The organism is Dyella sp. Tek66A03 (assembly GCF_052567735.1).
Map to the genome: position 1 here is coordinate 2,845,526 of NZ_CP199584.1, position 12,677 is coordinate 2,858,202.

At 62.6% G+C, this 12,677-nt stretch carries 12 protein-coding genes; 7 read left to right on the forward strand and 5 right to left on the reverse strand.

The window, feature by feature from the left end; genetic code table 11:
• The first annotated feature begins 1 nt into the window (after position 1).
• Positions 2-838: a formate dehydrogenase accessory sulfurtransferase FdhD gene (gene fdhD, locus ACT01B_RS12490; protein ID WP_445147479.1), complete on the forward strand. Its 837-nt coding sequence runs from the start codon at positions 2-4 to the stop codon at positions 836-838.
• Position 839: 1 nt separating this feature from the next.
• Positions 840-1,070, forward strand: coding sequence for a formate dehydrogenase subunit delta (locus ACT01B_RS12495; protein WP_445143582.1), 231 nt, complete (start codon positions 840-842; stop codon positions 1,068-1,070).
• On the opposite strand, the gene ACT01B_RS12500 is transcribed toward ACT01B_RS12495, so the two are convergent.
• The 5 genes from ACT01B_RS12500 to ACT01B_RS12520 all read right to left on the reverse strand — a co-directional run bounded on the left by ACT01B_RS12500 (position 983) and on the right by ACT01B_RS12520 (position 8,083).
• The gene (locus ACT01B_RS12500) at positions 983-2,560 is read right to left on the reverse strand and encodes an efflux transporter outer membrane subunit (RefSeq protein ID WP_445143583.1); all 1,578 of its coding nucleotides are present in this window, start codon (positions 2,558-2,560) and stop codon (positions 983-985) included. The genes ACT01B_RS12495 and ACT01B_RS12500 overlap by 88 nt on opposite strands.
• Before the next feature lie 14 nt (positions 2,561-2,574).
• Positions 2,575-4,548: a glycosyltransferase family 2 protein gene (locus ACT01B_RS12505; protein ID WP_445143584.1), complete on the reverse strand. Its 1,974-nt coding sequence runs from the start codon at positions 4,546-4,548 to the stop codon at positions 2,575-2,577.
• Entirely contained in the window at positions 4,545-5,816 is a 1,272-nt protein-coding gene (locus tag ACT01B_RS12510; RefSeq protein WP_445143585.1) for a hypothetical protein, read from the reverse strand. The genes ACT01B_RS12505 and ACT01B_RS12510 overlap by 4 nt, the downstream gene beginning before the upstream one ends.
• Positions 5,817-5,838: 22 nt before the next feature.
• A complete protein-coding gene (locus ACT01B_RS12515; protein ID WP_445143586.1) occupies positions 5,839-7,110 on the reverse strand; it encodes a hypothetical protein in 1,272 nt (423 codons plus the stop codon).
• Positions 7,111-7,606: 496 nt separating this feature from the next.
• A complete protein-coding gene (locus ACT01B_RS12520) occupies positions 7,607-8,083 on the reverse strand; it encodes a hypothetical protein (protein WP_445143587.1) in 477 nt (158 codons plus the stop codon).
• Between the two features lie 190 nt (positions 8,084-8,273).
• On the opposite strand from ACT01B_RS12520, the gene napE reads away from it, so the two are divergent.
• The 5 genes from napE (at position 8,274) to ACT01B_RS12545 (ending at position 12,502) form a co-directional block, all read left to right on the forward strand.
• Complete coding sequence (gene napE, locus ACT01B_RS12525) at positions 8,274-8,432, forward strand: periplasmic nitrate reductase, NapE protein (protein ID WP_445143588.1); 159 nt, start codon at positions 8,274-8,276, stop codon at positions 8,430-8,432.
• 106 nt (positions 8,433-8,538) lie between these two features.
• Positions 8,539-8,835 (forward strand): chaperone NapD, encoded by a 297-nt coding sequence (locus ACT01B_RS12530; RefSeq protein ID WP_445143589.1) that lies wholly within the window; start codon positions 8,539-8,541, stop codon positions 8,833-8,835.
• Positions 8,832-11,327, forward strand: coding sequence for a periplasmic nitrate reductase subunit alpha (gene napA, locus ACT01B_RS12535; RefSeq protein ID WP_445143590.1), 2,496 nt, complete (start codon positions 8,832-8,834; stop codon positions 11,325-11,327). The genes ACT01B_RS12530 and napA overlap by 4 nt, the downstream gene beginning before the upstream one ends.
• A gap of 12 nt (positions 11,328-11,339) precedes the next feature.
• Complete coding sequence (locus tag ACT01B_RS12540) at positions 11,340-11,900, forward strand: nitrate reductase cytochrome c-type subunit (protein WP_445143591.1); 561 nt, start codon at positions 11,340-11,342, stop codon at positions 11,898-11,900.
• Positions 11,901-11,962: 62 nt separating this feature from the next.
• Positions 11,963-12,502: a NapC/NirT family cytochrome c gene (locus tag ACT01B_RS12545; protein WP_445143592.1), complete on the forward strand. Its 540-nt coding sequence runs from the start codon at positions 11,963-11,965 to the stop codon at positions 12,500-12,502.
• The last annotated feature ends 175 nt before the right edge of the window (positions 12,503-12,677 follow it).

The window sequence follows — 12,677 nt, forward strand, 5'->3', positions numbered from 1 at the left end:
GATGCCGGCACCCGATGCACCGCACGCGGGATTCGTGATCCGACCCGTCGAACGCTGGCGCCACGGCCGCGTCACCGGCGAAGACGACTGCATCGCCGAAGAAGTGCCTGTCGCCATGGTCTACAACGGCGCCACCTTCGCGGTGATGATGGCCACACCGCACGACCTGGAAGACTTCGCCCTGGGCTTCTCACTCAGCGAAGGCTTGATCGGCGACCCGGCGCAACTGCTCAAGCTGGACACGCATGCGCTGCTCGAAGGCATCGAACTGGCGATGCAGGTTGCCGAGGACGCCTCCGGCGCGCACATCGGTCACGAGCGCGAACGCCTGCTGCCCGGGCGTAGCGGCTGCGGCATCTGCGGCACGCGCGAACTGGAACAGGCGATCCGGCAACACCCGCCGGTGGGCGCAGGCCGCACCGTCACGCGCGATGCGCTGGAACGCGCGCAACAGGAACTGCACGCACGGCAACCGATGAACGAAGCCACCGGTGCGGTACATGCCGCGGCCTGGGCTACGCGCGACGGCGAGATCGTGCTGGTACGCGAGGACGTCGGCCGCCACAACGCGCTGGACAAGTTGATTGGCGCCATGCGTCGCGCCGGCATCGACCCCGGCGATGGCCTGGCCCTGGTCACCAGCCGCGCCAGCTACGAAATGGTCACCAAGGCGACCAGCGCCGGCATCACCGTGCTTGCCGCGATCTCGGCGCCCACCGCCCTGGCGATCGAGCTGGCGCGCAGTGCCGGGATCACCCTGGTGGGCTTTACGCGCCCCGGCAGCCACAATGTCTACAGCCATCCCGATCGCCTGCTGCCCGTCGCCAGGCAGGAGTGACATGAACATCGAACGGCTCGTCACCATGGCGAACGACATCGCGACCTTCTTCGAAGTTGAGCCCGATCACAGCTTGGCGGTGACCAGCGTGCGCGACCACCTCAAGCGATTCTGGGACCCGGTCATGCGCCGCCAGTTGAAAGCTCACCTCGGCGAAGGCGGTGAAGGCATGCGGCCGCTCGCCAAGGAAGCCGTGGCGGAATTGGACGTGCCGCCGGCTGACGCCAACTGATTCGGCCGACGATCGCTCACGAGGGCCGTCGCTTTAGCGCTGGCGGCTTGGTTCCAGCCGCCGCCCAGAGCCTTGTAGAGGTTGACCTGGTTCACGGCCTGGTCAAGCTTCAGGCCGACCAGTTTTTGCTGGTCGTTGTAAAGCGAGCGCTGGGCGTCCTGGCTGGAGATGTAGTCGTCGAGGCCTTCCTTGAAGCGCACCTGTGAAATCGTGAAGACACGTTGTGACTGGTCCACCAGGGCCTGCTGGGCCTTGAGCTCGGGCACGATGTGGTCGCGAACCGCCAGCGCATCGGCCACCTCGCGGAAGGCCTCCTGCACCGTACCTTCATAAGTGGCCATGGCGCCGCTGTAACCGGCTTTGCTGGCCGCCAGCCCGTTCTTGTTCTTGCCCCAGTCCAGCAGCGGCACGCTGCCGGCGACGGCGCCGTTCCACGCCGACGAGCCGGCGCCGAACAGGTTGGAAAGGCCGCCGCTCAACGTGCCCAGGACCGCAGTGAGCGCAATATTGGGGAAGAAGGCGGCGCGCGCACGGCCGATGTCGGCATTGGCTGCACGCAGGCGGTCTTCGGCGGCGATGATGTCGGGGCGGCGGTCGAGCAGCGACGATGGCAGCCCGGCTGGTACATCGGTGAGCAGTGGATCCTGCCATGGGCCCGGTGCGCTGTAATTGTCTGGCAGCGGCTGGCCAATGAGTACCGCCATGGCATTGAGGTCCTTGGCGATGTGGATATGCATATTTTCCACGTCTACCCGGGCGGCGTCCGCTTGGGTTTGCGAGCGCCGCATATCAAATTCCGATACACCGCCATCGGTATACGCCTTGTTCATGACCTGGGCGTGCTGCGTTTGCGTGTCCATGGTCTGTTGAGCAAGCTGCAGCAAGGCGCGGTCTGCATTGAGGGCAAGATAGGCATCGGCCACCTCGCCGATCAGCGCGATGCGCGCGGCCTCATAGTCGGCGGCACTCGCCTCGGCCAGTTTGCCGGACTCGTGGGCAATGGCCCGTTGATGGCCGAAGAAATCCAGCTCGTAGCTGGTCATTCCAGCTTGCACCTGAAAGGTATTGAAGGTGGACGCCTTGGTATTGTTGTTCTGGATCGGGCCGAGCAGGCCGTTGGCCGGCTGCTGTGACTGGGCCGGCAGCCGCTGCCGCCCCGCATAGCCTTGCAGATCGATTTCCGGGAACAGGCTGGCGCGTGCAACCCCATAGTTCGCGCGCGCCTCGGCCATGTTGGCGGCGGCTACGCGCAAGTCACGATTGTTGCCCAATCCAATCTCGATCAAGCGCTGCAACACCGGGTCCTTGAAGAACTGATGCCAGTCCGGGCTGACGGCGTCGGCCTGCGCTTCCGCCGCTGTCGGTGGTGTTGGCGCGTTCGCGGGAAAGCGGTCGGGAACAGGCATCGCGGGCCGCTGATAAGTCGGCTCCATCGAGCAGCCGGCCAGCAGGCAGCTGGCAAGGGCTGCAGAAATGAGCAGTGGTTTCATGGCGATCTCCAGGGTCATCGCGGAGGAAAGATGGCAAAACCGGCCATGCGCATCAGTTGGCCGAAAGCGCGTAGCGGGTGGGCCTTGATGGCGATGTTGTGCGGGGCGTGACAGAAGATGAGCCTGATCAGGCGATGCCGCGTTGCCTCGTCGGACTCGAAGCGCACGCACAAGCGGCGTTTGCTGAGACGGGTCACCCGCGCAGGCACCCAGCCTACTTCCGGCACGGATACCTCCAGCGCCGAGCCTGGGGTCGGCATCACCGGGCTGTGGCACATGGCGGCGCCATCCAGCGAGATATCGATAAATTCGCTGGTTTGCACATGATGGCCCTGCCGCCAGCGTGCGGTACGCGGGAACGGAAAACGCTCTTCCTGCCGCAGTCGTGGCAAATCCACACAGGCCATGATCGCCGCCAGATTAAGCACCAGGGCCAACAACGTCCACGCCAGGTTGAACAGCATGCCGCCACTCATGGTGGCCGTGAGCACGGTGTTCACCGCGCCCGCCATCAGGCATAGCATCAGTGCGATGAAGAAACTGGCGAGCTTCCAGTGCACGACCACCTTGCTACGATCCAGCCCTTTGGCGGTGACCTTGAATGGACGGCCGAACGGCTTGAAGCAGGCGGATAGCATGGTCATGGTCACCGCGTAGGCAGCCACCAGTTGCGTCACCTCGGTGAAGATCGGCAGCGTCTTGCGATCGGTGATCCACGGGCCATAGAACCAGAATCCAACCAGCGCCGGCACGCCGTAATACAAGAACTGTTCGGGCGTGGTGTAGAACGCCGCGATGCCGAAGTACCAGTACAGCACCGGCGCTATCAGCATCAGCAAAAGGAAGGGCTTGCCGATCCAGTGCAGCATGCCGTGGAGATAGTGCAGCCGGTCAATCAGGCGATAGCCGCGGCCGCGCAACGGGCCGTCCTTCAACAAGGCCACCTGCATGGTGCCCAGGCACCAGCGGCCGCGTTGGTTGATGTATTCGATCAAGCCTTCGGCAGACAGTCCCACCGAGAGGCGCTCGTTGAGCCAACGGGTGATATGGCCGCCCCGGCGCAGCACGTAGGTGGTATGGATGTCTTCGCACACACTCTCGGTCGGGAAGCCACCGGCCTCGGTGATCGCCTCGCGCGACACCACGAACGAGGTGCCGACACAGAAGGCCGAGTCCCACGCATCGCGCGACGGCTGGAACACATCGAAGAACACGCGTTGCTCGTCCACCCAGCTATCGGTCGTACCCAGGTTGTGCTGGATCGGATCGGCGTTGTAGTAGAACTGCGGCGTCTGTACCAAGCCCACCCTTCGGTCAGCGAACAAGCCCACGATGCGATAGAGAATGTTCTTCTGTGGTGCGAAGTCGGCGTCCAGCACTAGGATGTAAGGCGCGTTGGTCTGCTGTGCCGATAGTTTGAGTCCGTTGTTGAGATTGCCGGCCTTGGCGTGGCTGTTGTCGGGGCGGCGGGCGTAATGAACGCCCATCCGAGCGCAATAGTCGCGCAGCCAGTCGCGACGCGTATCGTCGAGCACCCACACATTCACATGCGGATAGTCGATGGCCTTGGCCGAGACGATGGTTTTTTCAAGGATCTGCAAATCTTCGTTGTAGGTGGCGATGAATACATCCACCGCGGGTACATCACGTCCGGCAGCGCGCAGTCGCGCCTCACCGGCGTCGGCGGAGGGGCGCGAGTCGCGCCGGCGTACCATCACCACGATCGTCGCCAGCGTATAGACGATGGAAACCATCTCGAAGGCGAAGAATACGTATGACCACACGCTGGCGAAGCCGTGACTGGGGTCAGGCAAGGTTTCGCTGCTGCGCCATAGGGCGTAGCGCAGCAGCAGGAGGCCGGAGAAAGCGCCAAAGATAAGTCGATCGAGCGCCCGCTGCGGGTTGGCGAAGCGCGCCATGCCAACACCAAACAGCAGGGTAAGCCCGAGCAATTGCAGCAGCTCGACCTGATCGACCGGCAGGCTCATGGCATGTTCTCCGTGCGTTTGATCGGGAGCCCGGTGAAGGGATTCCAAGCCTTGGCTGCCAGCGCAGCCCAGGCGGTCGCGCCCAGATGAGGCAGGTGGTAGTAGAAGAAATCCGCGTGCGTTGAAGTCGGACCAATCGCGAAGTCGGTGCCAATCCGCGCTTGCGGGGTGGCGTAGAGCATGCCGTTGTCGCTGCGTTGCGCGGCGAGCAATTGCCACACCGTGCCAGGCACCGGCTTGCCGCTGGCCTGCAGCCCGGCGGCGGCCTGCGCGGTGCCTTCGGTCCACATCCCATCAGGCTGACGGCGATAGCCGTAGCCATCGCCGTAGCGATGCTGCGTATCGACCCACGACCACACCTGGTTCCACTGGGCGGGATGGGTATTGAACGCAAGCAGCGGCCAGAGCTGGGCATCGATCCCGGACTTGTCGCGGTTGAGCGTCTTGCCATCGTCCAGAGTGCCGACCAGGAAGCGATGCTGGGCGTCATCCCACATCGCGCTGACGAAGCTGCCCGCGAGTTTTGCCTGTTGCGCAAGCGCCGGGTCGCCGCTGTCACGACCCGCCCAGGTGGCAGCCGCATAGACATCGATATTGTGCTCGGTGGCTTTCCAGTGCTGCGCGCGCTGCGCGTTGTCATAGCCAAACAGCCCGCCCTCATAACCCGAGGGTGGCGTCGTGCCGGTGGCATGGGCCTGGATCCAGTGCAGCTGTGCGACGGCGGCATCCAGATAGCGATGATCGTGGCTGCTGTCATAGACGGACAGCATCAGCAAGGCAGCCCACGCCACATTGCCGACGGACGTGCCCACCTGGTAAGGATCCTGACTCCAGTAGTTGCCCTGACTCTGCCAGTAGCCCGGCAGCTCGACCTTATCGGCGTCAACGGGCCCTGCCCGGTAAGCATTGCGCAGGCGGCCATCCTTGAAGCCCGGATCGTGGGCGGCGGCAAGCAGCAAGGCATCGGCGATGCGACGCGCCTGGCCGGGGTCTCCGCAAGCTGTGAGGGCGATGCCGGCAAGGGCGTTGTCGTAGACGAAGGCCACGTTTTGCAGCGCCCGCGTCGCGTCATCGCCCTGCTTCAGGGTCGGGTAACTCGGCAGCAGCATGGGGCCGCTGCCTGGCACCGCTGCAGCCGCCGAACGCAAGGTTGCGCAAGTGTTGTCGGCAAGCTGCTGCTGTAGCGGGTCGACGGTGTTTGCATGAGCGGATGCAAACATCGTTAAGGTCAGGCAGATGCTTGCAAGATGACGCGATCGCATGGACATACGGATCTCCTTCGATGGCACATCAACGCAAGCTCGCCATCACGCTGCGACCGGGCGTGCAGGATCGCGGTGCGCTATCGGCAGGGCTCTCGTTGTCCCATTGGGCGAGTGCGTAGACGGAGCCGTCCTCGGCGTAGGGGAAAGGTGCGCTGTAACTATTTTGCAGGGATTCGGTGGCCTTGGGCAGCAGTTGCGTGATGTGCGCGTTGCGTGGCCGGCTGGTTTCATCAACCCGTACGTGCAGTTCAGTGCCGATATTCAGGCGCGGGCTCATACGGGCGGGGAACACCGCGACGACATCGGTTTTACGACAGTCGGTGGCACGCACCAGGGTCGCGCCTGCCGCCACTTGCGTGCCAATCGGAGCGACGACTTCTTGCGCCGTACCCGGTGCATAGGCTTTGACGGCATAGTCAGAGAGGGCCTGCACGCGGTATTGCTCATGGGCAATCAGCTCATTGAGATTGTTCAGCTGGTTATTCTGCGCGTCGATCTGTGCCTGCTCATCCTTGATGCTGTTCTGCAGATCGGCCCGACGCTGCGTCAACTGCGGCAACTGGCCGTTACTGTCCTGGCCAGCGGAGACGTACACCCCCTTTTTCGCGGCGGCGATGCCTGCGCTCACGCTTTCTGCGTTCTTGTCCAGGGCGTCGGCTTCGCTACGTGCGGCATCGGCTTCGGAACGCGCGGCAGCTACCGTGGCCGCGCTGACCGCACCGTCGTGCTCCAGGGCCATGGCGCGCACGTACTTGGCGTCGAGCGCTTCCAGTTTGGTGTTGGTCGCATCCTGCTGAGCTTGCAAGGAGGCGTAGGAACCTTTGAGCTGGGCCACGCTTGCCTGCTGGTATTTCTCATACTCCCCGCTGGTGTAGTCGAGCATGTGCTGGTCGGACTGAAGACGGCTGTTGAGGTCGTCCAGGTGGCTTTGCAGCTCGAGGCGTTGGGTCAGCAGCGTGGTCAATGCATCTCGCGCCACGGTGTTGTTCTTCACCACGGCGATGGTTTGACCAGGCGCAATCGGTTGCCCGTTTTGCGCGTACTGGGCACTGACCGTACCGCTGATCGGCGTGGTGATCAGGATCGCCGGTGCATTGAGGACGGCGCGCGTGGCATTGGTGGAGACCCAGGGCTCCAATAGCGTGGATACAAGTAGCCATGCCACGAAGGCCATGAACGCGTAGCCCGCGAGGCGTGGCACGAAGGCGAGCGGCGACTTCTTGTCGGGCTTGACTGCGCGGGGTGGCAATGCGGGAGGCTGGCGTAACGGTTCAGTAGGAAGTAACCGAGTATTCAAGACAGTTCGCCTCTGTTGATGAGGTCATGCAGACGCCTACGCCCATGCGCCGAAGCGGGGCGAAAGAGAGAGAGCACATCTCAGGCGAGATGGCACAGCGAAATTTAGGTTCGGCAAGCAGAAGGCTTACGTGCCGCGAATCGTCTGCACGACGGTTCCTGATTGATGCGCTGCGTCAGCGCCGAACGCATAAAGAAATAGTTGGAAGCGAATGAACCGCGGCTGTCTTTAGCCACCGAAGCATGCGGGGTCAGTTAGATTTTGGTTCAAGAAAGTTAACAACTTTCACGCGATGGCAACGATTGATCGACTGACGATCGACCGCTATTTGGTGCATTGCTGACGCAACGCAGCACATAGTCGGGCTAAGCGTTTGATGGCTGTCCATGGACGATTGCATGCCAAGTTCACGGACATGCCGCCGCTTAACACCGACTGATCAGGGCTTGTCCGAGGTCGAGCCATCGACCGTCTCGATGGAAGCCACGTTGCGAACTCAGCGTGCGGGACGCTGGTCGCCGCCAACCACCAGTCGAAAGGGTCCGTCTCCGGCTAGCGGTTTGCCGTCGCGTTGGTCCGCCAGGATGACCTGCGTGTTGCCCAGCGACGGGTCGAGGTCGGCGAGGCCGAACACGACCTGGTAATGGTCGGTCGCCGTCACTCGCACGAAGTTCGCCAGCGCCCTGCCCCGTAGCGGCTTGTCGAGCGGCGCTCCCGCACGCAGCAGGATGTCCCGCAAGGCTATACCGCGCCAATCGCTGGGCGGCTCATCGTGCGTTGCTGCACGGACGTTGATATGCGGCATGGCGGCGAGCGCGGATGCGTCGAGCGTCAGCGCCGCCTTGCCTGGCAGCAGCAGACTTACTGCCTGCCCGCGTGCAGGCGGCGGCTCCGCGGCGCACACGGCAAACGCCAGCAAACCGCCCAGGGCCAGCCATGCACTTCGATACGTCGTCACCATCTTGATCGACATCAATCGTCCTCGCTGGATGCGATTCACATGACTTTCACGCACCACTGGCGCGTTAGCCGCACTCTATATCGAACCGGCTGGACACGCTTCAGGCGTCCGCGACAAATGGATCGAGGGAACGCTACGCCGCGACGATGCTAGACTTGCGCGACTGCTCCAGGTACGTCCTTTCTGCCTCGCCGAGGTCCAGATGGAAGCGTCACCCGAGACAAGTTCCAAGCGCCAGGAGCTGACGGCCTTCCTCTTGCTGACCGTGGCCTTGTTCCCCATCCTGGCCGTGTCGATCGTCGTTTCCTATGGATTCGCGGTATGGATCTGGCAAATGCTCAACGGCCCGCCGGGGAGTTGACGATGTTTGCCGACACCTCTTCCTACGCACCCGCCAGCGCAACGCCGGTTGCACCGAAGCTACGTTCGCACCGGATGCGGTGCCGAACCCAGGCGGGTGTCGCGCCATGAACGGCGAACAGCACATTTCCAGCCTCGTGCTCTTGCATCGTCATGAGGCGATGCCGGCGATCAAGGCGCTGGTGGAGGCGCATGCCGAGATTGAAATTGCGGTGAGCGGCGATTGCCGCTGCGTCATTCTGTGCGAAACCGAGAATCAAAGCACGCTGATGGACTACATCGATGCGCTGCAGGCCGTGCCCGGCGTACTGAACGTGTCATTGATCTATCACCACATGGAATCGCTTGACGAGCTGAACGAGCCGATGGCGCCCGGCTTGTCGAGCCAAGGAGTCGACACATGAGCATGACGCGACGGGAATTCATCCGCGACACCGCCGTGGCCATCGCGGCCAATGTGGCGGGGCTGGCGCTGCCGGCCGCGGCGACCAACGTGCTGCTTGAAGGCGACCTCACCCAGCTCAAATGGAGCAAGGCGCCCTGCCGCTTCTGCGGCACCGGTTGCGGCGTCAACGTCGCCGTGAAGAATGGCCGTGTAGTGGCCACCCACGGCGATGAACTTGCCGAGGTCAACCGCGGGCTCAACTGCGTCAAGGGCTATTTCCTGTCCAAGATCATGTACGGCGCGGACCGCCTGACCCAGCCCCTGCTGCGCAAGAAGGATGGTGTCTACGCGAAGAACGGCGAATTCACGCCGGTATCGTGGGACGAAGCCTTCGATGTGATGGCCGCCCAATTCAAGCGCGTGCTGAAGGAAAAGGGGCCCGAAGCGGTCGGCATGTTCGGTTCCGGTCAATGGACGATCTGGGAAGGCTACGCCGCCAACAAGCTGTTCAAGGCCGGCTTTCGCAGCAACAACCTCGATCCGAACGCACGCCACTGCATGGCGTCGGCCGTGATGGGGTTCATGCGCACGTTCGGCATGGACGAACCCATGGGCTGCTACGACGACATCGAAGCGACCGACGCGTTCGTGTTGTGGGGCTCCAACATGGCGGAGATGCATCCGATCCTGTGGACGCGCGTCACCGATCACCGCCTGTCCAATCCACAGGTCAAGGTGGCGGTGCTGTCCACCTTCGAGCACCGCAGCTTCGAGCTGGCCGACATACCGATCGTGTTCAAGCCGCAGACGGATCTGGTCATCCTCAATTACATCGCCAACCACATCATCAAGACCGGCCGGGTCAACAAGGATTTCGTCAACCAGCACACCAGCTTCAAACAGGGCAATACCGATATTGGCTATGGCCTGCGCGCCGACAACCCGCTTGAGTTGAAAGCCAAGAACGCGAAGGACCCCGGTGGCGGCGAAGCCATCGACTTCGATCAGTTCGCCGCCTTCGTCGCGCCCTATACGATCGAGAAGGCCGTAGCGATGACGGGGGTGGAGCGTGGCTGGCTGGAGAAGCTGGCCGAGCTCTATGCCGATCCCAAGATCAAGGTGGTGTCGTTCTGGACCATGGGCTTCAACCAGCACACGCGCGGCGTATGGGCCAACAACATGGTCTACAACCTGCATCTGCTGACCGGCAAGATCGCCACGCCGGGCAATAGCCCGTTCTCGCTGACCGGACAACCTTCCGCATGCGGCACCACGCGCGAAGTCGGCACCTTCAGCCATCGCCTGCCGGCCGACATGGTGGTGACCAATCCGGAGCACCGCAAACACGCGGAAGAGATCTGGGCGATTCCGCAAGGCATCATTCAGCCCAAGCCTGGCTTCCACGCGGTCGAGCAAAACCGCAAACTCCACGATGGCTTGCTCAACGCCTACTGGGTGCAGGTCAATAACAATATGCAGGCCGGCGCGAACCTGATGCAGGAGACCTATCCAGGTTATCGCGATCCACGGAACTTCATCGTCGTCTCGGACGCCTATCCCACCGTCACTGCGCAGGCCGCCGACCTGATCCTGCCCGCCGCGATGTGGGTCGAAAAGGAAGGTGCCTACGGCAACGCCGAGCGGCGTACGCAGTTCTGGCATCAGCTGGTCAAGGCACCGGGAGATGCCCACTCGGACCTATGGCAGCTGATGGAATTTTCCAAGCGCTTTACCACCGACGAATGCTGGCCAGCGGAAACGCTGGCCGCCAACCCTCAGTTCAAGGGCAAGACCCTGTTCGACGTGCTGTATCGGAATGGCAAGGTGGATCGCTTCCCGGTATCGCAGATCGAAGCGGGCTACCAGAACGACGAGTCCGCTGCGTTCGGCTTCTACGTGCAGAAAGGCCTGTTCGAGGAATATGCCGAGTTTGGCCGTGGCCACGGCCATGATCTCGCCGACTTCGACGCGTACCACCAGGCACGCGGACTGCGCTGGCCGGTCGTCGATGGCAAGGAGACGCGCTGGCGCTATCGCGAGGGAACCGACCCCTACGTCAAGGCAGGCGCCGGGTTCCAGTTCTACGGCAACCCCGACGGACGCGCCGTGATCTGGGCCCTGCCCTATGAGCCTCCGGCGGAGATGCCCGATGCGGAATACGACTTGTGGTTGTCGACAGGCCGCGTGCTCGAGCATTGGCACTCGGGCTCGATGACCATGCGCGTACCCGAGCTGTACCGGAGTTTCCCCCAGGCAGTCGTGTTCATGCATCCGGACGACGCCACGTCTCGCGGCTTCAAGCGCGGTGACGAGGTTCGGGTGGTCTCGCGCCGCGGCGAAATGCGTTCGCGCATCGAGACGCGGGGGCGCAACCGGATGCCACGCGGCATGGTGTTCGTGCCCTGGTTCGACGCTGGCCAACTGATCAACAAGGTCACGCTGGATGCGACCGACCCGATCTCCAAGCAGACCGACTACAAAAAATGCGCGGTTAAGGTGATGGCGGTCTAGGAGGACACGGACATGCGCGACAAGCCTCTCATGGTCATTGCTGGCGTGGTCGTGCTGGTGGCGGCCGCTGTAGCCTTTGTGGCCGGCGAAAAGCTCGGACATGGCAAGGCGGGATCGCACGCCATGGTCGGCATGCCGGCATCGGCAGCACCGCCCTCGACGGCCGAGCCAGCGCCGCACGGCCAGCAGATCGATGCCTTACGCCGCGGCATACCGATCAGCGAAGAGGGTCCACCGCCACCGATGGCGCGGGTCGAGAACACGGATATTCGGCGCAACCGCGCCTACCCCATGCAGCCGCCGACCATTCCCCACGCGATCGACAACTACCAGATCGACAGGAATTCGAATCGCTGCCTGCTCTGTCACGCGCGCGCCAATGCGGACAAGTTCCAGGCGCCACCGGTCAGCGTCACCCATTACATGGATCGCAATGACCAGTTCCTCGCCACCATCTCGCCACGTCGATATTTCTGCAATCAGTGCCACGTCGTGCAGACCGACGCCAAGCCCTTGGTCGCCAACACGTTCAAGGACATCGACGCCGTGCTCTCCGAATCCAAGGGGAACTGACGATGTGGCCAAGGATCAAGTCATGGCTGGCGCTGTTCTGGCGCATCCTGCGCAAGCCGAGCGTGCACTACAGCCTCGGTTTCCTCACCCTGGGCGGTTTCATCGCGGGCGTGGTTTTCTGGGGAGCATTCAATACCGCGCTTGAAGCAACCAACACCGAGGCGTTCTGCACCGGATGCCACGAGATGCGCGACAACGTGTTCGAGGAACTCAAAACCACCATCCACTACAGCAACCGTTCGGGTGTGCGCGCCACCTGCCCCGATTGCCATGTGCCGCACAACTGGACCGACAAGATCGCGCGCAAGATGCAGGCCTCCAAAGAGGTCTGGGGCAAAGTGTTCGGCACCGTGGATACGCGCGAGAAGTTTCTCGACCACCGGCTGGTACTAGCCGAACACGAATGGGCACGCCTGAAGGCAAACGATTCGCTCGAATGTCGAAACTGCCACAACTACGCGTCGATGGACCTCACGCGGCAGTCAACGCGTGCGGCGCAGATTCACAAGCGCTGGCTGGGTACGGGCGAGAAGACCTGCATCGATTGCCATAAGGGGATCGCGCATCATCTGCCCGAGATGACGGGAATACCTCAGGGCTGAAGGTTCCTGGCCTGCCGACCGAGCATATGCCCGCGGGTCGCTCGCGGGCGACGGCTTGTTTATTGGCTGTATCAGTGGCGTTACATCTCGACCCTATTAGCTTAAGGACTGCGACACTCTTTAATGATTAAGCAGCCCCATTGGGCTTTATTGCTTCAAGTTTGAAACATACAGA

What these genes read in the sequence shown, in the direction of transcription:
- ACT01B_RS12530 (WP_445143589.1), top strand. Translation starts at nt 8,539, where the DNA reads ATGAACGGCGAACAGCACATTTCCAGCCTCGTGCTCTTGCATCGTCAT.
- ACT01B_RS12505 (WP_445143584.1), bottom strand. Translation starts at nt 4,548, where the DNA reads ATGAGCCTGCCGGTCGATCAGGTCGAGCTGCTGCAATTGCTCGGGCTT.
- napA (WP_445143590.1), top strand. Translation starts at nt 8,832, where the DNA reads ATGAGCATGACGCGACGGGAATTCATCCGCGACACCGCCGTGGCCATC.
- fdhD (WP_445147479.1), top strand. Translation starts at nt 2, where the DNA reads ATGCCGGCACCCGATGCACCGCACGCGGGATTCGTGATCCGACCCGTC.
- ACT01B_RS12520 (WP_445143587.1), bottom strand. Translation starts at nt 8,083, where the DNA reads ATGTCGATCAAGATGGTGACGACGTATCGAAGTGCATGGCTGGCCCTG.
- ACT01B_RS12540 (WP_445143591.1), top strand. Translation starts at nt 11,340, where the DNA reads ATGCGCGACAAGCCTCTCATGGTCATTGCTGGCGTGGTCGTGCTGGTG.
- napE (WP_445143588.1), top strand. Translation starts at nt 8,274, where the DNA reads ATGGAAGCGTCACCCGAGACAAGTTCCAAGCGCCAGGAGCTGACGGCC.
- ACT01B_RS12510 (WP_445143585.1), bottom strand. Translation starts at nt 5,816, where the DNA reads ATGTCCATGCGATCGCGTCATCTTGCAAGCATCTGCCTGACCTTAACG.
- ACT01B_RS12500 (WP_445143583.1), bottom strand. Translation starts at nt 2,560, where the DNA reads ATGAAACCACTGCTCATTTCTGCAGCCCTTGCCAGCTGCCTGCTGGCC.
- ACT01B_RS12495 (WP_445143582.1), top strand. Translation starts at nt 840, where the DNA reads ATGAACATCGAACGGCTCGTCACCATGGCGAACGACATCGCGACCTTC.